The sequence below is a fragment of the Pseudomonas sp. ADAK2 TE3594 genome (assembly GCF_053628675.1).
In genome coordinates, this window is record NZ_JBRJGV010000001.1 from 5768624 (window position 1) to 5788317 (window position 19694).

A 19694-nucleotide genomic window follows, 5' to 3' on the forward strand; every position below is an offset into this window, starting at 1 on the left:
TGGTGATGAATTGTGGCAAGCCCCCTCGCCACAGGGTTGTGCAGCGCTCAGGCTGGTTCGGCAACCGTACCAAACGCCCCTTGCCGCGACACCAGAATCACCAGTCCCAACGCGCCCGCCGCCATCAGCAATGGCAAGGCATGCCCGCTGATCCACTGGCTCCCGGCACCGGCTGCCAAGGGTCCGATCAGGCAACCAATGCCCCACAGTTGCGCGATATGGGCATTGGCGCGCACCAGCGCATCGTCGCGATAACGCTCGCCAATCAAGATCAACGACAAGGTGAACAACCCGCCGGCGCTGGCGCCAAACAACACCCACAGCGGCCAGATCAGTAGCGTGTCGATCAGCAACGGAATCGCCAGGCTCGACAGCAACAAGAGCATCGCACAGCCGGTAAATAACGTACGCCGTGACAAGCGATCGGCCAGCGCGCCAATCGGCAATTGCAGCAAGGCATCACCCACCACCACTGTGCTGACCATCGCCAAGGCGATTTCCGTGGTGAAGCCCTGACGCAGGCAATAGACCGGCAGCAAGGTCAGGATCATCGCTTCGAACGCAGCGAACAGCGACACCGCCCAGGCAATCGCTGGCAAGCCGCGGCAGAAGGTCAACAAGTCACCGAGGGTTACGCTGCAGGCTTCGCTGGTGGGTGCGCCGCCGCGGCCCAACAGCAGGAACGGTGACGTCATCAGCAAACCGACGCCAACCCAGAAACCATAATCGTGCTCGGTGCCCAACGCACCCAACAATAACGGCCCGGCCAGCTGACTCAATGCGTAACTGCTGCCATACAACGCCACCAGCCGACCGCGCCATTGCTCGACCACCAGTTGGTTGATCCAGCTTTCACCGAGGATGAAGACGAGGGTCAGGATTACCCCGATCATCAACCGCAGCACCAGCCAGATCGGATAGCTCGGCCACAGCGCAAGCAAGCCGATGGAGACCGCCCCGGCCCACAGGCACAGGCGCATCAGATTGGCCGTGCCAAGACGGGCCGCGAGATGGCTGGAGATTTTCGCCCCCAGCAGTACGCCAATGGCCGGCATCGCCGCCATCACGCCGATCGCGAACGAGCCGTAACCCCAGCCTTCCAGACGCAGCGACACCAACGGCATGCTGACCCCCAGGGCCAGGCCGAGACTCAAGACAGACGCCAAGACGGCGAAATAAGTCGCCCAACGCATGTTCCACACTCCTGTGGATATTTTATGTACAGCACAAAACACTGTGGGAGCGAGCCTGCTCGCGATGACGGAGCAACATTCAACATTGACGTCGACTGTCAGACCGCTATCGCGAGCAGGCTCGCTCCCACAAGGGATCTATGTTGCATCGGGCCCCGGATATGAACCGGAGCCCTGCTACACATTACAACTTAATCCAGGTCGCCTTCAGCTCGGTGTACTTGTCGAACGCATGCAGCGACTTGTCGCGACCGTTGCCGGACTGCTTGAAGCCACCGAACGGGGCCGTCATGTCGCCGCCGTCATACTGGTTGATCCACACGCTACCAGCGCGCAGTGCCTTGGCAGTCAGATGGGCCTTGGAAATATCCTTGGTCCACACCGCTGCGGCCAAGCCGTAAAGGGTGTCGTTGGCGATCGCAATGGCCTCTTCAGCGCTGTCGAAAGTGATGACCGACAACACCGGACCGAAGATTTCTTCCTGGGCAATTTTCATCGCGTTGCTCACGCCATCGAAAATGGTCGGCTCGACGTAGGTGCCACCGGTTTCCTGAAGAATGCGCTTGCCGCCCGCCACCAGTTTGGCGCCATCGGTGTGACCGGACTCAATGTAGGACAGCACAGTGTTCATCTGCTGGGTATCCACCAGCGCACCGACATTGGTTGCCGGGTCCAGCGGGTTGCCCGGCTTCCAGGTTTTCAGCGCCTCGATTACCAGCGGCAGGAATTTGTCCTTGATCGAACGCTCCACCAGCAGGCGCGAACCGGCGGTGCAGACTTCGCCCTGGTTGAAGGCGATGGCACCGGCAGCGGCTTCGGCGGCGGCTTGCAGGTCCGGCGCATCGGCGAACACGATGTTCGGGCTCTTGCCGCCAGCTTCGAGCCAGACGCGCTTCATGTTCGATTCGCCGGAGTAGATCAGCAGTTGCTTGGCGATCTTGGTCGAACCGGTGAACACCAGGGTGTCGACGTCGTTGTGCAGGGCCAGGGCCTTGCCAACGGTGTGACCGTAGCCCGGCAGCACGTTCAGCACACCTTTCGGAATACCGGCTTCAACCGCCAGCGCCGCAATGCGAATGGCCGTCAGCGGCGATTTTTCGGAAGGCTTGAGGATCACCGAGTTACCGGTGGACAGCGCCGGACCGAGCTTCCAGCAGGCCATCATCAACGGGAAGTTCCACGGCACGATCGCACCGACCACACCGACCGGCTCACGAGTCACCAACCCCAGTTGATCATGCGGGGTGGCGGCGACTTCATCGTAGATTTTGTCGATGGCTTCACCGCTCCAGCTCAGGGCTTGCGCCGCGCCTGGAACGTCAATGTACAGGGAGTCGCTGATCGGCTTGCCCATGTCCAGGGTTTCGAGCAGGGCCAACTCTTCGGCGTGCTGTTTCAGCAGGCCGGCGAAACGGATCATGGTGGCTTTGCGTTTGGTCGGCGCCAGGCGCGACCAGGCGCCGGAATTGAAAGTGGCGCGGGCGTTGTCCACGGCACGCTGGGCGTCGGCGGTATCACAGCTGGCAATCTTGCCCAGCAGACGGCCATCGACGGGGCTGATGCACTCAAAGGTCTCACCGGAGACGGCATCGGTGTATTCGCCATTGATGTAGGCGCGGCCTTCGATCTTCAGATCGCGAGCCCGTTGTTCCCAGTCGGCACGAGTCAGGGTGGTCATTCGAGTGTCCTCCTCTTATTGAATACGAGTGCCCCGCGTTCTATGCGGGTGCTGTCAGGAATTCTGCCCGGCCAGCCTGCTTTTCGGCTCAAGGCAACCGTTACCCTAAACCAGCGGCCGGTGAAGTTTCAATATATTTGACAAAAGGCTGGCAAACGGCCTTGCGATGTTCATTTTAATAAACATAGACTTTCAATTTTCCAGCGCAATCACGGGGGAATACCAGCATGAGCATTCAGGATATCGTCGATTTCAGCCAGGCCAACACCCAGCCCGATCGCTATCGGCCAGACCCGGCAAAAGTCCTCAAGGGCGACCCCGAGCAAGCGGTGTACAACCATTACAACAGCCCGTGCGGCCAGATGAGTGCAGGTGTTTGGGAGGGCGAAGTCGGCCAGTGGCGAGTGAACTACACCGAGCACGAATACTGCGAAATCCTTCAGGGAGTTTCAGTGCTGCGCGACGACGATGGCAATGCCAAGACCTTGCGTGCAGGTGATCGCTTCGTGATCCCTGCAGGGTTTCGCGGTACTTGGGAAGTGCTGGAGCCTTGCCGCAAGATTTATGTGGTGTTTGAACAGAAGGCCTGAGATTCACGATAAATAGTTACCGCACGGCTTCGCTGACCATGGCGGATGCTGGTATGGCTCCTGGAAAAAGGAGTCATACCATCATCTTTCACACGGAAGCGAACATTCATGAACAGACTCTTCACCACTGGACTTCTGGTAGGTCTCACCATTGCAATGACCCAGATGCAGGCGCACGCCGCCGAATCGAAGCAGTGCTATGCGCACCGGGCCAGCTATCTCATCGGCGAATATTTGACCCGGACGGTTTTGGAGCAGGCACGCGCGCAGGCACGCGCAGCCAAGGTTATAGTCAATCCCGTCACTCAGGAATTTGAACCCGATCGCCTGAAAATCATCACCGATCTGGACTTGAAGATTACTGGAATGTCCTGCGGTTGATCGCTCGGTGTAACCGTTCATTTGGCAACAAAAAAGGCCCGTATCTCGCGATACGGGCCTTTTTCGTAAGAGGGAAAAATCAATTACTTGATTTTGCCTTCTTTGTAGATCACGTGCTTGCGAACAACCGGATCAAATTTCTTGATCTCGATTTTGTCCGGAGTAGTGCGCTTGTTCTTGTCGGTAGTGTAGAAGTGACCAGTACCGGCGCTCGAAATCAAACGAATCAATTCACGCATGATTAGCTCCCTTAGATCTTGCCAGCTTTGCGGATTTCGGCCAGCACGACAGTAATGCCACGCTTGTCGATGATACGCATGCCTTTGGCAGATACGCGCAGACGCACGAAACGTTTCTCTTCTTCAACCCAGAAGCGGTGATGCTGCAGGTTCGGCAGGAAACGACGACGGGTTTTGTTGTTTGCGTGGGAAATGTTATTCCCAGTCACCGGACCCTTACCGGTAACTTGACATACTCTCGACATGCCTCAGCCCTCTAAAACCACATGCCCAACCCGGCATGGGTTGGCCGCTTAATCTCTCAGTCATTTGGCGCCAGGCGCCGCGTTTCTTTAGAGGTCTTACCGGCTACACCTACAGTGAAGGAACCGGGCCCCTAGAAAAGAGCGCTGCTTTATACCAGAAAGACTGGAGAGCAACAACATTCCGTGTGCGCGGACTTGATAAATTTCCCATTTTTCGGCCACCGGGCGCCTTGGATAAAGGCTGTCGTCGATTAAGACCGCTCGTCGCAGAGAATCGGCCAACCGACCGATTCCGGGTTTTCCTCGGTCCGCATCACCGAAACAAGCGCACATAGTCACCTTAAAATGAAAAAGGGGATAGTCATTTGCAAAAGAGCCCACTAGGGTAAGACTTTTCCAGACTGCACTTGCAGATGGGCCTTCGATCTGTAAAGGAATCCGACCATGCGCCTCGCTGCCCTACCGCTGCTGCTCGCCCCGCTTCTACTGAGCCCACAGGCTATGGCTGCCGCCCTGAGCGTCTGCACCGAAGCCAGCCCGGAAGGGTTCGATGTGGTGCAATACAACTCGCTGACCACCACCAACGCCTCGGCCGACGTGCTGATGGACCGCCTGGTGGACTTCGACACGGCCAGCGGCAAAGTGGTCGCCAGCCTGGCGGACAGCTGGGAAGTCACACCCGACGGCCTGACCTACGTCTTCAAATTGCACCCGCAGGTGAAATTTCACCGTACCGAATACTTCAACCCGACGCGTGACCTGACCGCCGAAGACGTGAAGTTCAGCTTTGACCGCATGCTTGACCCGGCGAACCCGTGGCACAAAGTCGCCCAGAGCGGTTTCCCGCACGCCCAGTCGATGCAGTTACCGGCGCTGATCAAGAAGATCGACGCATTGGACCCGCTTACCATCCGCTTCACCCTCGATCACCCGGACTCGACTTTCCTGCCCACCCTGAGCATGGGTTTCGCCTCGATCTATTCGGCCGAATACGCCGACCAACTCATGAAGGCCGGCACTCCGGAAAAGCTCAACAGCCAGCCGATCGGCAGCGGCCCATTTGTCTTCACGCGCTTCCAGAAAGATGCCTCGATTCGCTACAAGGCCAACAGTGAGTACTTCCGCGGCAAGCCATCGGTAGACCCGTTGATCTTCGCCATCACCCCGGACGCCAACGTGCGCTTGCAGAAATTGCGCCGCAACGAGTGCCAGATCGCCCTGTCGCCCAAACCGCTGGACATACAGGCTGCGAAGCAGGAACCGACCCTGAAGGTGGAAAAGACTGACGCCTTCATGACCGCATTCGTCGGCATTAACAGCCAGCATCCGCCGCTGGACAAACCTGAAGTGCGTCAGGCAATCAACCTGGCGTTCGACAAGGCCAACTACCTCAAAGCCGTGTTTGAAGACACCGCCGAAGCTGCCAATGGCCCTTACCCGCCGAACACTTGGAGCTACGCCAAAGGCTTGCCGGGCTATCCGCACGACGTGGCAAAGGCCAAGGCATTGATAGCCAAGGCCGGACTCAAGGACGGTTTCCAGACCACCATCTGGACCCGCCCTTCCGGCAGTTTGCTGAACCCGAACCCGAGCCTCGGTGCGCAATTGCTGCAGTCCGACCTCGCGGAGATCGGCATTCAAGCCGAAATCCGCGTAATCGAATGGGGCGAGTTGATCCGCCGCGCCAAGGCCGGCGAACACGACCTGTTGTTCATGGGCTGGGCCGGCGACAACGGTGACCCGGACAACTTCCTCACGCCGCAGTTTTCCTGCGCGGGGGTCAAATCCGGCACCAACTTCGCCCGCTACTGCAACCAGGATCTGGACAAGCTGATCAGCGCCGGCAAGACCACTGGCGAGCAAGGTGTACGCACCAAGCTCTACGAACAGGCCCAGGCGCAGATCCAGCAACAGGCGTTGTGGCTGCCGCTGGCTCACCCGACCGCCTTCGCGCTGACGCGCAAGGATGTTCAGGGCTATCAGGTCAGTCCGTTCGGCCGACAGGACTACTCGAAGGTCAACTTCAAGTAGTCACCTCAACACAAAATCCTGTGGGAGCGGGCTTGCCCGCGATAGCGGACTTTCAGACGACAACTATGTTGAATTTGCCATCGCCATCGCGGGCAAGCCCGCTCCCACAGGGACTTGCTTAGCTCCGTATCCCTCGTTCACATCCACCCATACTCGGCCATGGACAGCGGATCGCCGTCACCGACGATGAAGTGGTCGAGCACTCGCACATCGATCAAATCCAGCGCCTCTTGCAGACGCTTGGTCAGCATTCGGTCTGCCTGACTGGGGTCGGAGTTACCCGACGGATGGTTGTGGCACAGAATCAGCGCTGCGGCGTTATGGGCCAGAGCGCGTTTGACCACCTGCCGTGGATAGACGCTGGTGTTGTCGATGGAGCCGCGAAACAGCGCTTCGAACGCCAATACCCGGTGTTTGGAGTCCAGAAACAGGCAGCCAAACACCTCGTGGGGCTCATGGCGGAGCATCGACTTCAGATAATCACGAACAGCTTGCGGATTTTCCAGCGCCGACTTGTGGCGCGAGCGTTCGGCCAAATGCCGTCGGCCCATTTCCTGCGCCGCCTGCAACTGAGCGAATTTCGCGGGCCCGAGCCCTAACTGTTTGCTGAATGTTTGTTGATCCGCCTCAAGCAGCGAACGCAGGCTGCCAAACTGATTCAACAGGTGTCGCGCCAGATCCACTGCGCTTTTGCCGGATACGCCGGTACGTAAAAAAATCGCCAGCAGTTCAGCGTCCGAAAGACTCCCCGAGCCTAACTCCAGTAACCTCTCCCGCGGTCGCTCGGCCACCGGCCAATCGCGAATACTCATAACACCTCCATGTCTGTGGGCGCCGCTGTTCCATAGCGGTCGCTGTGATATCGTAGCCCATCTTTTTTGCTGGCGAATTCATCCCTGGGGAGGGGGTATCGCCAAGCAGTCATCAACGAAATGAAAGGCAGACCTATGCAGCGGCTGTATCGGAAACGCATCGTTCTGGGCGTCGGCGGCGGCATTGCTGCCTACAAGAGCGCCGAGCTGGTTCGCCGCCTGATCGATCAGGGCGCCGAAGTGCGCGTAGTCATGACCCGTGGCGGCAGCGAATTCATTACCCCGCTGACCATGCAGGCCTTGTCCGGGCATCCGGTCCATCTCGATTTGCTGGACCCGGCGGCGGAAGCTGCGATGGGCCACATCGAGCTGGCCAAGTGGGCCGACCTGGTGCTGATCGCTCCCGCCACCGCGGACCTGATCGCCCGTCTGGCCCAAGGCATCGCCGACGACCTGCTGACCACGCTGGTGCTGGCCACCGACGCGGTGGTCGCGGTTGCCCCGGCGATGAACCAGGCCATGTGGCGCGACCCGGCGACCCAGGCCAACCTGCAAACCCTCGAAAGCCGTGACCTCAAGGTCTTCGGCCCGGCCTCCGGCAGCCAGGCCTGTGGCGACGTCGGCATGGGCCGCATGCTCGAAGCCACCGACCTCGCCCAGTGCGCGGCAGACTGCTTCCAGCGCCAGGCGCTGACCGGCAAGCACGTGCTGATCACCGCCGGCCCGACCCAGGAAAACATCGACCCGGTGCGCTACATCACCAACCACAGCTCCGGAAAAATGGGCTTTGCCCTGGCCGAAGCCGCGGTGGAAGCCGGCGCCCGCGTGACCCTGATCACCGGCCCGGTGCACCTGCCGACCCCGGATCGCGTCACGCGCATCGACGTGGTCAGCGCCCGCGATATGCTCGCCGCTTGTGAAGCCGCGATCCCTTGCGACCTGTTCATCGCCTCGGCAGCGGTCGCGGACTACCGTCCGGAAGTCGTCGCCCCACAGAAACTCAAGAAAGACCCTACGAACGGCGACGGCTTGTTGCTACAGATGGTCCGCAACCCGGACATCCTGGCCACCATCGCCACCCGTCCCGACCGTCCATTCAGTGTCGGCTTCGCCGCCGAAACCGAACATCTGCTCGATTACGCTGCCCGCAAGTTGAAAGACAAGAACCTCGATCTGATCGTCGCCAATGACGTCGCGAACCCGAGTATTGGCTTCAACAGCGAAGAAAACGCCTGCAGCGTGATCGACCGTGAGCTGCACGCCACACTCTTCGCCCAGACCAGCAAGAGCAAAATCGCTCGCCAGCTGATCACTTTTATCGCCGAACGTCTGAACCAGGTTTAATTTACATGCACGCTTTGCAAGCCAAGATCCTCGACCCCCGCATCGGTACCGAATTCCCGCTACCGCAGTACGCCACGCCGGGCTCCGCCGGCCTCGACCTGCGCGCCATGTTGGAAAAAGACACCGTCATCAAGCCAGGCGAAACCCTGCTGATCCCTACCGGCCTGTCGGTGTACATCGGCGATCCGGGCCTGGCGGCTTTGATTCTGCCGCGCTCGGGCCTGGGCCATAAGCACGGCATCGTGCTGGGCAACTTGGTCGGCCTGATCGACTCCGATTACCAGGGCCCACTGATGGTGTCGTGCTGGAACCGTGGCCAGACCGATTTCAACATGGTGGTAGGCGAGCGCCTGGCCCAATTGGTGCTGGTACCGGTGGTTCAAGCCCACTTCGAAATGGTTGAAGAGTTCGTCGAAACCCAGCGCGGAACCGGCGGTTTCGGCCATTCCGGCAGCCACTGATCACAATGAGGCCGGGCGCCCTACCCGGCCCGAAACCTGCATTTTGTAATTCAAGGACGAAAAAATGCGCAGACCTCACCTGAAAGGTTTACCGCCAAAAATCAAGGCATTGGCCGGCCATTCGCTCGCGAACGCTGGCGACATGGCCATTGCACACCACGAACTCTCTGCCGAAAACGCCGTCATACCCTTCAGTTTGAGCCAGCCCACGAATTTTTCGCAGGCTTGTCCAGCCACTTTAGAGATGGAGCATTTCCAGAAATGAGCACCCCAGCCCAAGTCGCACCCAAGTTCCCCGACAGCATCTTCCGCGCCTACGACATTCGCGGCACCGTCCCGGAATTCTTGAACGCTGAAACCGCTTATTGGCTTGGTCGCGCCATCGGCTCCCAGAGCCTGGCCCAAAACGAACCCAATGTGTCCGTCGGCCGTGACGGTCGCCTGTCCGGCCCGGAACTGGTGGAACAACTGATCCAGGGCCTGGCCGACAGCGGTTGCCACGTCAGCGACGTCGGCCTGGTGCCGACACCTGCGCTGTACTACGCAGCCAACGTACTGGCCGGCAAATCCGGCGTGATGCTCACCGGCAGCCACAACCCGTCGAACTACAACGGCTTCAAGATCGTCATTGCTGGCGACACGCTGGCCAACGAACAGATCCAGGCCCTGCACGAACGCCTCAAGACCAACAACCTGAGCAGCGGCAAGGGCAGCATCACCAAGGTCGAAATCCTCGACCGCTACAACACTGAAATCGTCCAGGACATCAAACTGGCCCGCCGCCTGAAAGTTGTGGTCGATTGCGGCAACGGCGCGGCCGGCGTAATCGCCCCGCAGCTGATCGAAGCCCTGAACTGCGAAGTCATCCCGCTGTTCTGCGAAGTCGATGGCAACTTCCCGAATCACCACCCGGACCCGGGCAAACCTGAAAACCTGGTCGACCTGATCGCCAAGGTCAAGGAAACCAACGCCGATCTGGGCCTGGCTTTCGACGGCGACGGCGACCGTGTGGGCGTTGTCACCAACACCGGCAGCATCGTCTTCCCTGATCGTCTGTTGATGCTGTTCGCCCGCGACGTCGTGGCGCGCAACCCGAACGCGGAAATCATCTTCGACGTCAAATGCACCCGTCGCCTGATTCCGCTGATCAAGGAATATGGTGGTCGACCGCTGATGTGGAAGACTGGTCATTCGTTGATCAAAAAGAAAATGAAACAGTCCGGCGCCCTGTTGGCCGGCGAAATGAGCGGGCATATCTTTTTCAAGGAACGCTGGTTCGGTTTCGACGATGGCATTTACGCCGCCGCACGGCTGCTGGAGATCCTCAGCAAGGAAAAAACCACCGCGGAAGAGTTGTTTGCGACCTTCCCGAACGATATTTCTACGCCAGAGATCAATATCCATGTGACCGAAGAGAGCAAATTCAGCATCATTGATGCATTGCACGATGCGCAATGGGGTGAAGGCGCCGACCTGACCACCATTGACGGCGTGCGAGTCGACTATGCCAAAGGCTGGGGCCTGGTTCGCGCCTCCAACACCACACCGGTGCTGGTGCTGCGCTTCGAGGCCGATGACGAGGCTGAATTGCAACGCATCAAGGACGTTTTCCACGTCCAGTTGAAGCGTGTTGCACCTGATCTCCAACTACCGTTCTGATTCACCCGGAGCCCTGAATGACCCTCGAACGCGAAGCCGCCGCCAACACCGCCAAGGTCCTGTCCGAAGCGCTGCCTTACATTCGCCGCTATGTCGGCAAGACGCTGGTGATCAAATACGGCGGCAACGCGATGGAAAGCGAGGAGCTGAAAACCGGCTTCGCCCGCGACATCGTGCTGATGAAAGCCGTCGGCATCAATCCGGTGGTGGTTCACGGTGGCGGCCCGCAAATCGGCGACCTGCTCAAGCGTCTGTCGATCGAGAGCCACTTCATCGATGGCATGCGCGTGACTGACGCGCAGACCATGGACGTGGTGGAAATGGTCCTCGGCGGCCAGGTCAACAAGGACATCGTCAACCTGATCAACCGCCATGGCGGCAGCGCCATCGGCCTGACCGGTAAAGACGCCGAGCTGATTCGCGCGAAAAAGCTCACCGTTACCCGTCAGACGCCGGAAATGACCCAGCCGGAAATCATCGATATTGGCCAGGTGGGTGAAGTGGTCGGGATCAACACCGACCTGCTGAACCTGCTGGTCAAAGGCGATTTCATCCCGGTAATCGCGCCAATCGGCGTCGGCGCCAACGGCGAGTCGTACAACATCAACGCCGACCTGGTGGCCGGTAAAGTGGCCGAAGCGCTGAAGGCTGAAAAGCTGATGCTGCTGACCAACATCGCCGGCCTGATGGACAAGTCGGGCACGGTTCTGACCGGCCTGACGACTCAACAGGTCGACGACCTGATCGCCGACGGCACTATCTACGGCGGCATGCTGCCGAAGATTCGTTGCGCGCTGGAAGCGGTACAAGGCGGTGTGGGCAGCTCGTTGATCATTGATGGTCGGGTGCCGAATGCGATTCTGTTGGAAATCTTCACCGACACCGGTGTGGGCACCTTGATCAGCAATCGCAAGCGTCACTGATTCAAACTTAAAAAGATCGCAGCCTTCGGCAGCTCCTACGACAGTGGATTTTCGGATGTACGAAAACCCTGTAGGAGCTGACGAAGTCTGCGATCTTTTTTATGCGCGCAGGAAATGCCTGACCTAACTAAGCGAAACGTCTGACATCGCAAAGTAACCAATCTGCATAGGATCTTCCCTGAGCCCACAGGAGATCTACCCATGCAAAAAGACTATGCCCCATACGGTAGCGATGTTTCACCTGGCACCTATGCCTGCGTCGATTGCGGTCATGAGTACTCGAACCAGGCCAAGACCTCGATGCCGCCTTGCCCGCAACTCCGGAAAACACCACACACCCGTCATGGCTGGAAAATTCTTACCGGCCAGGGCGATGCCGTTGCTGATCCGTACCCGGAGAAAACCAGTAAACCCGTCGGGATCAAAAAGGCCGAGACGCTCAGCAGCACCAGCAAAGAATAATCCTGGAGGACTGAGCCATGCAGATCTCATTCACGATCGACGCCCAGGCCTTCGATCTGGAACAAAAGGAACCGGTCAAAAAGACCCTGAGGATTTCCGACCATGAAATCGCTCATGCCCTACAGCGAATAGCCAAGGCGAGTCTGACCGAATACCTGAAAATGCTGGTCGAAGGCGGCATGCCGAGCAGGGCCGATGAGGCAAAGCAGGATCGTTTGCTGTATCTGATTCAAAACTATTTCGGGCAAACCCTGCCAACCGAATCGCAGATATCGACGATCTTCCAATTGACCCAAAGCCAGAGCAAAACCCTGCTGAAGAACACCGTCTCGCGGTTTCGCAATCAACTCGACGAAATCCTGCAGAACAGCATGCGGGCCGTGATCGAATCCGCAGAGCACGCGCAAACGGTTTATCTGGTGGTGATCAGCTCTGACGTCATCCGTGATGAACTGAACATGCTGATCACGCAGAACCAGCCGACCTTCAAACCCATCACCAAACGCAAAGGCAGCGCCGGGCAGTTCGAGATCAGCGAAGACTCCCACGCCCTGCTGTGCCAGACGCTCGGTCTGAATGCCGTTCAGTGACATCGTCGCGGTCAGCGGCTTGCTGCTGACCCTGACCACGTTCATGTTCAATCTGGCGTGGCCCAGGCTGCATGAAGCGTTGGAACTGGATGAAAAACAATCAGGTCCGCTGGCCAGAAAACGCAGCCAAGGGAAAGTGATGAGCGTTTTGTTGGGCAGCGCCGTACCGCTGACTTGCGCCTTCATGGCGCTGTTTTACGTCAATCTGCCGGCCGCCGTGCGGATCATGCGCGGAAGCACGCTGGATCTGTGGGATTTCGACGTGGATCGCACGCTGTACGTGATGGTCGTTGTAGCGCTGCTGGTGTTTGCGCTGTTCAACTTGGGATTGACGCTGAAACTAATAGGAAAATGGCGAAGACTGCTCTGACGGCACAAACAAAAACCTGTAGGAGCGAGGCTTGCCCGCGAAGAGGTCGTCACATCCAACATGAATGTTGGATGTGAGATCGCTTTCGCGGGCAAGCCTCGCTCCTACAGGGATGGCGTCAGACGCCGAATTGGGCGCGGTAGGCTTCGACGGCAGGCAAGTGCTGCTTGAGCTGCGGATCGTCAGCCAGGAACTCGAGCACCTGGTTCAACGAAACAATGCTGATCACCGGGATGCCGAAGTCACGTTCCACTTCCTGGATGGCCGACAATTCGCCGTTGCCACGCTCCTGACGGTTCAGGGCGATCAATACGCCCGCGGCCTTGGCGCCATCCTGGGAAGCGATGATCTGCATCACCTCGCGAATCGCCGTGCCTGCGGTGATGACGTCGTCGATGATCAGCACGTCGCCGGTCAATGGCGCGCCGACCAGGCTACCGCCCTCACCGTGGGCCTTGGCTTCCTTGCGGTTGAAACACCATGGCAGATCACGGCCATGATGTTCGGCCAGCGCCACGGCGGTAGTCGCCGCCAACGGGATGCCTTTGTAGGCCGGGCCGAACAGCACATCGAACGAAATACCGCTCTCGACGATGGCTGCCGCATAGAAACGCCCCAGCTGCGCCAGGGCAGAACCCGAGTTGAACAGGCCGGCATTGAAGAAGTAAGGACTGGTGCGCCCGGACTTCAGGGTGAACTCACCGAAGCGCAAAACGCCACGATCAATGGCAAAACGAATGAAGTCGCGCTGATACGCTTGCATGAAAAAAACCCCAAATACCACGGATTTAGCTAATTAGGTAGACGCCGTGTATCATACCCGCACGCGATTTTTGGGGCCACTTATGCGGATCATCAGTGTGAACGTCAATGGGATTCAGGCTGCAGTCGAGCGTGGTTTGCTCAGTTGGCTGCAAGCACAGAATGCCGACGTCATCTGCCTGCAGGACACCCGCGCCTCCGCCTTTGAACTGGACGATCCAGCCTTCCAACTGGATGGCTACTTCCTTTATGCCTGCGAAGCTGAAGTTCCCGCCCAAGGTGGCGTGGCTTTGTACTCGCGGTTGCAACCGAAGGCAGTCATCAGCGGTCTCGGCTTCGAGACGGCCGACCGCTACGGGCGTTACCTGCAAGCCGATTACGACAAGGTCAGCATCGCGACCTTGCTGCTCCCTTCAGGGCAGAACGGCGATGAAGACTTGAACCAGAAGTTCAAGCTAATGGACGACTTCGCCCGTTATCTGGATAAACAGCGACGCAAACGTCGCGAGTACATTTATTGTGGCTCGCTGTACGTGGCGCAACAGAAGCTGGATATCAAAAACTGGCGCGACAGCCAGCAATCCCCGGGCTTCCTGGCACCTGAGCGTGCCTGGATGGACGAGATTGTCGGCAACATGGGTTATGTCGATGCCCTGCGCGAAGTCAGCCGTGAAGGCGACCAGTACAGCTGGTGGCCGGACAACGAACAGGCCGAGATGCTCAACCTGGGCTGGCGTTTCGACTACCAGTTGCTGACCCCGGGCCTGCGCCGCTTCGTACGTAGCGCACGCCTGCCACGTCAGCCACGGTTCTCGCAGCACGCACCGCTGATCGTGGACTACGACTGGACGCTGACTATCTAGGTTTTCGCTGACACGAAAGCCTGCTGACCGGTTGACGAAAATGCCCGTATCGAAAGATACGGGCATTTTTCTTTTGCGTTATACCTTCAAACTGCGGCGAAAAACGGCAGTGCCAGATACAACTTGATCACGATGACATTAATGATGTCGATGAAGAAAGCACCCACCATTGGCACCACTAGAAACGCTATCTGCGAAGGTCCGTAACGCTGTGTCACCGCTTGCATGTTAGCGATGGCAGTTGGCGTTGCGCCTAGTCCGAAACCGCAGTGCCCCGCCGCCAGAACTGCCGCATCGTAGTTGCTGCCCATCATTCTGAATGTCACGAAAATCGCAAACAGCGCCATGACCAACGCTTGCGCAGCCAGGATGATAAAGATCGGCAAAGCCAGTGCTGCCAGATCCCACAGTTTGAGCGACATCAGAGCGATCGCCAGAAACAGCGACAAGCTGACATTCCCCAACACCGAAACTTCACGCTCAAACACCTGATACAAGCCCAGCGCTGAAAGCCCGTTCCGTAAAATCACACCCACGAACAAGACGCAAACGAACGTCGGCAGCTCAAATGCAGTTCCTTGGAGCAGACCATTCAGGAGAGAACCAACCAGCAAGCTGACCGCGATCAGAGCGAGCGTCTCGATAAACGAAAATGGCGTGATCGAGCGCTCTTTGTTCGGTTGCTCAAAGCCCTTTGGCAGCTGCGGCTTTTCTTGCTTAAGGCCGGGCACCTGGACACGTTTGATGAGCAGGCGAGCGACCGGACCACCAATCAAGCCGCCCAGCACCAGCCCAAACGTTGCAGAGGCTATCGCGAGCTCAGAGGCAGAAGCCAGACCGTACTTCTCACTGAACACCGTTCCCCACGCAGCGCCTGTACCATGACCACCCGCCAAGGTAATCGAGCCTGTCAGCAGGCCCATCAAGGGATCGAGTCCCAAGGTTTTTGCAAGCGCGATGCCCATGGCATTCTGGACCACCAAAAGCGTAACGACCGCCAGCAGGAAGATCCCCACTACGCGCCCGCCTTTCTTCAGGCTGGCGAAGTCTGCGCTCAAGCCGATGGTGGCAAAAAAAGCCAACATCAAGGGCGTTTGCAGTGAGGTGTTAAATCGGACGTCAATATCAAGTCCCCGCAAAGCCAGGAGAAGCAGAGCCACCACCAGGCCGCCTGCTACAGGCTCAGGGATATTGTAGTTGCGTAAAAAACCGATTCGGGTGACTAGTCCGCGCCCCAATAACAGTACTAAAGAGGCGACCACAAGTGTTCCATAAAAATCGAGCTGAACCATTGGATTATTCTTTTATATATTCAGGGGCGAACTTTTTACCTGGACACGCCTCTTGAACAGGCTGATCTTCTCAACACTGATTTGCTTTAAATTCAAGGACCTTCAATGGTCTGAATATATCGAAATATTTCTGAAGGAATATTACTTGGAACAACCTTATCAACCGCGAAGTCTCATTGCCAAGCAGATAGGCGAGGCAGTTGTGACTAGAAGTGTAAGATAGCTAACCAAACTTTGAGCGGGACTTGGCATTTATCTAAAATGACAACCGTCGAACACGACTTGAGACATTTATTTAATTGCAAAAAAACAAATGCCCCGACAAGTCAGGGCATTTGTTTTAAAACTGCAATGTGGGAGCGAGCCTGCTCGCGAAAGCGATCTTTCAGTCACATCGACGTTGAATATGAAGGCCTCTTCGCGAGCAGCCTCGCTCCACAAGGGGGATTCTCATTGATCGCTATTTGATCAACCGCCAGGTGAACGGATACCGGTAAGGGAACCCTTCATTGGCTTTCACGCCAGCAATAATCGTCAACACCAGCGCACCGATCGCGACCAGACCAAACAGAAAGAACCCGATGATCACCACCATCAGCAGGAAGCAGATGGCGGAAGCAATGGCGACGGTGATCTGAAAGTTCAGCGCTTCCTTGCCTTGCGCGTCGATGAACGGGTCTGACTCGCGCTTCATTTGCCAGAGAATCAACGGCCCGATCAGCGTGCCGAACGGCAGCCAGATCCCCAGCAAGGCGGACAGGTGACAAAACATCGCCCACTGACGAACCTCTCGGGTCGGTGTGGGTAGCGGCAGTTGCTCGTCACTCATGGCGTCCTCCTTGTGTGGAGCAGTTCCGATCAGTCGGCCAGTGCAGCCTTCTGCAATTCGAAAATCTCGATCATGCCTTTCTTCGCCAGTGCCAGCATCGCGTTCAGATCTTCAGGCTGGAACGGCGCGCCTTCGGCAGTGCCCTGAACTTCGATGAAACCGCCAGTGCTGGTCATCACCACGTTGAGGTCAGTCTCGGCAGCCGAATCTTCCAGGTAGTCGAGGTCAAGCACAGGCTCGCCCTGGTACATGCCCACCGAAACGGCAGCGATCATTTGCTTGAGGGGGTCGCCACCTTTCAGGCCGCCGCGCTTCTTGATCACTTTCAAGGCGTCGATCAGTGCAACCATGGCACCGGTGATGGACGCGGTGCGGGTGCCGCCGTCAGCCTGGATAACGTCGCAGTCGACGTACAGGGTGACGTCGCCCAGCTTGGTCATGTCCAGCGCAGCGCGCAGAGAACGGCCGATCAAACGCTGGATTTCCAGCGTACGGCCGCCTTGCTTGCCGCGGCTCGCTTCACGCTGGTTACGTTCGCCAGTGGCGCGTGGCAGCATGCCGTATTCGGCGGTCAACCAACCCTGGCCCTGGCCTTTGAGGAAACGCGGCACGCCATTCTCGACGCTGACGGTGCAGATGACTTTGGTATCACCGAACTCGACCAGTACAGAACCCTCGGCGTGTTTGGTGTAGTTGCGGGTAATGCGGATCGAGCGGAGCTGATCGGCAGCGCGACCACTTGGACGTTTCATAGGGATTACCTGTACGGAGGACGGAAAACTGCCGAGCATTATAGAGCCGTGGGCCGCCAGTGGGCACTTCTAAAAAAATCGCCCGACGATTGAAGCCCCTGAATAGAGCTTAGCCGACGGCCTGCAGCTCTTTGTCACAGCGTGTGTTTGGGCGCATCCGCCCCACTGCGCTACAATCCTGCGCCTTTGCTGCCTGTCGGCTTTAATTCACAGATAGCGGGTCCGCGAACCATGGGTTACGCGCTGACCTGCATTGCGAGGTACCTCCATGGTGCACAGCATGACCGCCTTCGCCCGCGTCGAGAAAGCCGGCGTCCAGGGCACCCTGAGCTGGGAATTGCGCTCGGTCAACAGCCGCTACCTGGAACCCCACCTGCGTCTGCCGGAATCTTTTCGCGACCTCGAAGGCGCGGTCCGCGAAGCCCTGCGCCAGGAACTGTCCCGGGGCAAGCTCGAATGCACCCTGCGCTTTACCGAAGAAAGCACCGGCAAACCGTTGCAAGTGGACCGTGAACGCGCTGCTCAACTGGTCGCTGCCGCCGAGACGGTCGCCAGCCTGATCAAGAACCCGGCCGCACTGAACCCGCTGGAAGTCCTGGCCTGGCCCGGCGTACTGGTGGCTGATGCCGCCGACCCGCAAGCGCTGAATGCCGAAGCCCTGGCGCTGTTCCATCAGGGCCTGAAAGAACTCAAGGCCGGCCGCGAGCGCGAAGGCACTGAGCTGGCGCGATTGATCAACGAGCGCCTGACCTCCATTGAAGGGGATGTGGTGATCCTGCGTGAGCTGGTCCCGCAGATGCTCGCCACCCAACGCCAGAAAGTCCTCGACCGCTTCACCGACATGAAGGCCGACCTCGACCCGCAGCGACTGGAGCAGGAAATGGTCATGCTCGCGCAAAAGAGCGACGTCGCCGAAGAACTGGATCGCCTGAGCACTCACATCATCGAAGTTCGCCGGGTACTCAAGTCCGGCGGCGCTGCCGGTCGGCGCCTGGACTTCCTGATGCAGGAACTCAACCGCGAAGCCAACACACTGGGCTCCAAAGCCTTCGATCCGCGCAGCACCCAAGCGGCGGTCAACCTCAAAGTGTTGATCGAGCAGATGCGCGAACAAGTGCAGAATATTGAGTAAGGCAAACCCGACATGACCCACAGCACCGGCACCCTGTACATCATTTCCGCCCCTTCGGGCGCGGGCAAGAGCAGTCTGGTCAAGGCCCTGACCGACGCTGATCAGGAGATCCGTGTTTCGGTCTCCCACACCACCCGCGCCATGCGCCCCGGTGAAGTGAACGGCGTGAACTATCACTTCGTCGAACGCAGCGAGTTCGTGAAGATGATCGAGCACGGGGATTTCCTCGAACGCGCCGAAGTGTTCGGCAATCTCTATGGCACCTCGCAAAGCCACCTGCAGCAAACCCTGGACGAAGGCCACGACCTGATTCTGGAAATCGACTGGCAGGGCGCAGAACAAGTGCGCAAATTGATGCCCCAGGCCCGCTCGATCTTCATTCTGCCGCCGTCCCTGGAAGCCTTGCGTCAGCGCCTGAACAATCGCGGCCAGGACAGCAACGAGGTCATCGAAGGCCGGATGCGTGAAGCTGTCAGCGAAATGAGCCACTACGTCGACTACGACTACCTGATCATCAACGACGATTTCGCCCACGCGCTGCGCGATTTGCAGGCGATTTTCCGCGCCAATCAGCTGCATCAGAAGCGTCAGCAGCAGCGTAACGGAAAACTTTTGGCTGAATTGCTCGGCTAAACAGCACTTCCCAAAACCGCTGCAAGGGCTTTACATTGGCACTTATAGCGCGTTGAAGAGTCTGGTCAAAAAATCAGCGCTTCCCTAATCGCTGGTGATTTTTTAAACTGTTGAGTCCGCTCGCCCACCCGGGCAGCGCGCATATTGCATTCGCTCCGAGGAATACCATGGCCCGCGTAACCGTTGAAGACTGCCTGAACCACGTGGAAAACCGTTTTGAACTGGTCATGCTGTCCACCAAGCGTGCCCGTCAACTGGCCACCGGCGGCAAAGAGCCCCTGGTTCAGTGGGAAAACGACAAGCCTACTGTTGTAGCGCTGCGTGAAATCGCCGAAGGCCTGATGAGCTATGAGTTCATCGCCAACGCAGAAATCGTCGAAGACGAACCGCTGTTCGCAGCGTTCGAGGACGAGTCCAACGAGGCAGTATAAGTCCATGCCTGGTCGACGTAGC

General features: G+C 58.2%; 23 protein-coding genes and 1 pseudogene. 15 read left to right on the forward strand and 9 right to left on the reverse strand.

Going from position 1 to position 19694, the window contains the following annotated elements; genetic code table 11:
• Positions 1–47 precede the first annotated feature (47 nt).
• Together AB7M22_RS26005 and AB7M22_RS26010 are read right to left on the reverse strand one after the other, a co-directional pair.
• Positions 48–1193 (reverse strand): MFS transporter, encoded by a 1146-nt coding sequence (locus AB7M22_RS26005; RefSeq protein ID WP_454188192.1) that lies wholly within the window; start codon positions 1191–1193, stop codon positions 48–50.
• Between the two features lie 184 nt (positions 1194–1377).
• Complete coding sequence (locus tag AB7M22_RS26010) at positions 1378–2871, reverse strand: aldehyde dehydrogenase (protein ID WP_454188193.1); 1494 nt, start codon at positions 2869–2871, stop codon at positions 1378–1380.
• Positions 2872–3098: 227 nt separating this feature from the next.
• Between AB7M22_RS26010 and AB7M22_RS26015 the strand changes: the two genes are divergently transcribed.
• A complete protein-coding gene (locus AB7M22_RS26015; RefSeq protein ID WP_454188194.1) occupies positions 3099–3461 on the forward strand; it encodes a cupin domain-containing protein in 363 nt (120 codons plus the stop codon).
• Positions 3462–3569: 108 nt separating this feature from the next.
• A complete protein-coding gene (locus tag AB7M22_RS26020) occupies positions 3570–3842 on the forward strand; it encodes a hypothetical protein (RefSeq protein ID WP_007894710.1) in 273 nt (90 codons plus the stop codon).
• Positions 3843–3925: 83 nt separating this feature from the next.
• On the opposite strand, the gene rpmG is transcribed toward AB7M22_RS26020, so the two are convergent.
• Both rpmG and rpmB read right to left on the reverse strand, forming a co-directional pair.
• The gene (rpmG, locus tag AB7M22_RS26025) at positions 3926–4081 is read right to left on the reverse strand and encodes a 50S ribosomal protein L33 (RefSeq protein ID WP_007894709.1); all 156 of its coding nucleotides are present in this window, start codon (positions 4079–4081) and stop codon (positions 3926–3928) included.
• A gap of 11 nt (positions 4082–4092) precedes the next feature.
• Complete coding sequence (rpmB, locus tag AB7M22_RS26030) at positions 4093–4326, reverse strand: 50S ribosomal protein L28 (RefSeq protein ID WP_007894701.1); 234 nt, start codon at positions 4324–4326, stop codon at positions 4093–4095.
• Positions 4327–4770: 444 nt separating this feature from the next.
• On the opposite strand from rpmB, the gene AB7M22_RS26035 reads away from it, so the two are divergent.
• Positions 4771–6357 carry an ABC transporter substrate-binding protein gene (locus tag AB7M22_RS26035; RefSeq protein WP_454188195.1) on the forward strand — a complete coding sequence of 529 codons (1587 nt, stop codon included), beginning with the start codon at positions 4771–4773 and terminating at the stop codon, positions 6355–6357.
• Between the two features lie 137 nt (positions 6358–6494).
• On the opposite strand, the gene radC is transcribed toward AB7M22_RS26035, so the two are convergent.
• Positions 6495–7169, reverse strand: a complete 675-nt coding sequence (gene radC / locus AB7M22_RS26040) for a RadC family protein (protein ID WP_008007598.1) — start codon at positions 7167–7169, stop codon at positions 6495–6497.
• Between the two features lie 135 nt (positions 7170–7304).
• Between radC and coaBC the strand changes: the two genes are divergently transcribed.
• The 8 genes and pseudogenes from coaBC (at position 7305) to AB7M22_RS26080 (ending at position 12978) form a co-directional block, all read left to right on the forward strand.
• Positions 7305–8513, forward strand: a complete 1209-nt coding sequence (gene coaBC / locus AB7M22_RS26045) for a bifunctional phosphopantothenoylcysteine decarboxylase/phosphopantothenate--cysteine ligase CoaBC (protein WP_007894693.1) — start codon at positions 7305–7307, stop codon at positions 8511–8513.
• A 5-nt stretch (positions 8514–8518) separates the two neighbouring features.
• On the forward strand, positions 8519–8974 hold the full coding sequence (gene dut / locus AB7M22_RS26050) for a dUTP diphosphatase (protein WP_007894692.1): 456 nt from the start codon (positions 8519–8521) through the stop codon (positions 8972–8974).
• A 64-nt stretch (positions 8975–9038) separates the two neighbouring features.
• The gene (locus AB7M22_RS26055; protein WP_454188196.1) at positions 9039–9239 is read left to right on the forward strand and encodes a hypothetical protein; all 201 of its coding nucleotides are present in this window, start codon (positions 9039–9041) and stop codon (positions 9237–9239) included.
• Positions 9230–10633: pseudogene (locus tag AB7M22_RS26060) on the forward strand (phosphomannomutase/phosphoglucomutase); the annotation flags it as partial. The gene AB7M22_RS26055 and the pseudogene AB7M22_RS26060, both read left to right, overlap by 10 nt.
• Before the next feature lie 17 nt (positions 10634–10650).
• Complete coding sequence (gene argB, locus AB7M22_RS26065; RefSeq protein ID WP_008007602.1) at positions 10651–11556, forward strand: acetylglutamate kinase; 906 nt, start codon at positions 10651–10653, stop codon at positions 11554–11556.
• A gap of 201 nt (positions 11557–11757) precedes the next feature.
• Positions 11758–12018 (forward strand): hypothetical protein, encoded by a 261-nt coding sequence (locus AB7M22_RS26070; protein WP_454188197.1) that lies wholly within the window; start codon positions 11758–11760, stop codon positions 12016–12018.
• A gap of 17 nt (positions 12019–12035) precedes the next feature.
• Positions 12036–12608, forward strand: coding sequence for a hypothetical protein (locus AB7M22_RS26075; protein WP_454188198.1), 573 nt, complete (start codon positions 12036–12038; stop codon positions 12606–12608).
• Positions 12595–12978, forward strand: a complete 384-nt coding sequence (locus tag AB7M22_RS26080; RefSeq protein ID WP_454188199.1) for a hypothetical protein — start codon at positions 12595–12597, stop codon at positions 12976–12978. Before AB7M22_RS26075 ends, AB7M22_RS26080 begins: the two co-directional genes overlap by 14 nt.
• 118 nt (positions 12979–13096) lie before the next feature.
• Here AB7M22_RS26080 and pyrE read toward each other — a convergent pair whose 3' ends face one another.
• Positions 13097–13741, reverse strand: coding sequence for an orotate phosphoribosyltransferase (gene pyrE, locus AB7M22_RS26085; protein ID WP_007894680.1), 645 nt, complete (start codon positions 13739–13741; stop codon positions 13097–13099).
• Between the two features lie 82 nt (positions 13742–13823).
• Between pyrE and AB7M22_RS26090 the strand changes: the two genes are divergently transcribed.
• Entirely contained in the window at positions 13824–14603 is a 780-nt protein-coding gene (locus tag AB7M22_RS26090) for an exodeoxyribonuclease III (protein WP_007894678.1), read from the forward strand.
• 86 nt (positions 14604–14689) lie between these two features.
• On the opposite strand, the gene gltS is transcribed toward AB7M22_RS26090, so the two are convergent.
• The 3 genes from gltS to rph all read right to left on the reverse strand — a co-directional run bounded on the left by gltS (position 14690) and on the right by rph (position 17476).
• On the reverse strand, positions 14690–15895 hold the full coding sequence (gltS, locus tag AB7M22_RS26095) for a sodium/glutamate symporter (protein ID WP_454188200.1): 1206 nt from the start codon (positions 15893–15895) through the stop codon (positions 14690–14692).
• A gap of 460 nt (positions 15896–16355) precedes the next feature.
• On the reverse strand, positions 16356–16724 hold the full coding sequence (locus tag AB7M22_RS26100) for a DUF4870 domain-containing protein (RefSeq protein WP_008007611.1): 369 nt from the start codon (positions 16722–16724) through the stop codon (positions 16356–16358).
• Positions 16725–16753: 29 nt separating this feature from the next.
• Complete coding sequence (gene rph, locus AB7M22_RS26105) at positions 16754–17476, reverse strand: ribonuclease PH (RefSeq protein WP_454188201.1); 723 nt, start codon at positions 17474–17476, stop codon at positions 16754–16756.
• A 268-nt stretch (positions 17477–17744) separates the two neighbouring features.
• Here rph and AB7M22_RS26110 point away from each other — a divergent pair, with 268 nt between their 5' ends.
• The 3 genes from AB7M22_RS26110 (at position 17745) to rpoZ (ending at position 19672) form a co-directional block, all read left to right on the forward strand.
• Positions 17745–18608: a YicC/YloC family endoribonuclease gene (locus AB7M22_RS26110; protein WP_007894674.1), complete on the forward strand. Its 864-nt coding sequence runs from the start codon at positions 17745–17747 to the stop codon at positions 18606–18608.
• 12 nt (positions 18609–18620) lie between these two features.
• Positions 18621–19241 (forward strand): guanylate kinase, encoded by a 621-nt coding sequence (gmk, locus tag AB7M22_RS26115; RefSeq protein ID WP_007894672.1) that lies wholly within the window; start codon positions 18621–18623, stop codon positions 19239–19241.
• 167 nt (positions 19242–19408) lie between these two features.
• Complete coding sequence (rpoZ, locus tag AB7M22_RS26120) at positions 19409–19672, forward strand: DNA-directed RNA polymerase subunit omega (RefSeq protein ID WP_007894670.1); 264 nt, start codon at positions 19409–19411, stop codon at positions 19670–19672.
• The last annotated feature ends 22 nt before the right edge of the window (positions 19673–19694 follow it).

What these genes read in the sequence shown, in the direction of transcription:
- AB7M22_RS26005 (WP_454188192.1), bottom strand. Translation starts at nt 1,193, where the DNA reads ATGCGTTGGGCGACTTATTTCGCCGTCTTGGCGTCTGTCTTGAGTCTC.
- AB7M22_RS26010 (WP_454188193.1), bottom strand. Translation starts at nt 2,871, where the DNA reads ATGACCACCCTGACTCGTGCCGACTGGGAACAACGGGCTCGCGATCTG.
- AB7M22_RS26015 (WP_454188194.1), top strand. Translation starts at nt 3,099, where the DNA reads ATGAGCATTCAGGATATCGTCGATTTCAGCCAGGCCAACACCCAGCCC.
- AB7M22_RS26020 (WP_007894710.1), top strand. Translation starts at nt 3,570, where the DNA reads ATGAACAGACTCTTCACCACTGGACTTCTGGTAGGTCTCACCATTGCA.
- rpmG (WP_007894709.1), bottom strand. Translation starts at nt 4,081, where the DNA reads ATGCGTGAATTGATTCGTTTGATTTCGAGCGCCGGTACTGGTCACTTC.
- rpmB (WP_007894701.1), bottom strand. Translation starts at nt 4,326, where the DNA reads ATGTCGAGAGTATGTCAAGTTACCGGTAAGGGTCCGGTGACTGGGAAT.
- AB7M22_RS26035 (WP_454188195.1), top strand. Translation starts at nt 4,771, where the DNA reads ATGCGCCTCGCTGCCCTACCGCTGCTGCTCGCCCCGCTTCTACTGAGC.
- radC (WP_008007598.1), bottom strand. Translation starts at nt 7,169, where the DNA reads ATGAGTATTCGCGATTGGCCGGTGGCCGAGCGACCGCGGGAGAGGTTA.
- coaBC (WP_007894693.1), top strand. Translation starts at nt 7,305, where the DNA reads ATGCAGCGGCTGTATCGGAAACGCATCGTTCTGGGCGTCGGCGGCGGC.
- dut (WP_007894692.1), top strand. Translation starts at nt 8,519, where the DNA reads ATGCACGCTTTGCAAGCCAAGATCCTCGACCCCCGCATCGGTACCGAA.
- AB7M22_RS26055 (WP_454188196.1), top strand. Translation starts at nt 9,039, where the DNA reads ATGCGCAGACCTCACCTGAAAGGTTTACCGCCAAAAATCAAGGCATTG.
- argB (WP_008007602.1), top strand. Translation starts at nt 10,651, where the DNA reads ATGACCCTCGAACGCGAAGCCGCCGCCAACACCGCCAAGGTCCTGTCC.
- AB7M22_RS26070 (WP_454188197.1), top strand. Translation starts at nt 11,758, where the DNA reads ATGCAAAAAGACTATGCCCCATACGGTAGCGATGTTTCACCTGGCACC.
- AB7M22_RS26075 (WP_454188198.1), top strand. Translation starts at nt 12,036, where the DNA reads ATGCAGATCTCATTCACGATCGACGCCCAGGCCTTCGATCTGGAACAA.
- AB7M22_RS26080 (WP_454188199.1), top strand. Translation starts at nt 12,595, where the DNA reads ATGCCGTTCAGTGACATCGTCGCGGTCAGCGGCTTGCTGCTGACCCTG.
- pyrE (WP_007894680.1), bottom strand. Translation starts at nt 13,741, where the DNA reads ATGCAAGCGTATCAGCGCGACTTCATTCGTTTTGCCATTGATCGTGGC.
- AB7M22_RS26090 (WP_007894678.1), top strand. Translation starts at nt 13,824, where the DNA reads ATGCGGATCATCAGTGTGAACGTCAATGGGATTCAGGCTGCAGTCGAG.
- gltS (WP_454188200.1), bottom strand. Translation starts at nt 15,895, where the DNA reads ATGGTTCAGCTCGATTTTTATGGAACACTTGTGGTCGCCTCTTTAGTA.
- AB7M22_RS26100 (WP_008007611.1), bottom strand. Translation starts at nt 16,724, where the DNA reads ATGAGTGACGAGCAACTGCCGCTACCCACACCGACCCGAGAGGTTCGT.
- rph (WP_454188201.1), bottom strand. Translation starts at nt 17,476, where the DNA reads ATGAAACGTCCAAGTGGTCGCGCTGCCGATCAGCTCCGCTCGATCCGC.
- AB7M22_RS26110 (WP_007894674.1), top strand. Translation starts at nt 17,745, where the DNA reads ATGGTGCACAGCATGACCGCCTTCGCCCGCGTCGAGAAAGCCGGCGTC.
- gmk (WP_007894672.1), top strand. Translation starts at nt 18,621, where the DNA reads ATGACCCACAGCACCGGCACCCTGTACATCATTTCCGCCCCTTCGGGC.
- rpoZ (WP_007894670.1), top strand. Translation starts at nt 19,409, where the DNA reads ATGGCCCGCGTAACCGTTGAAGACTGCCTGAACCACGTGGAAAACCGT.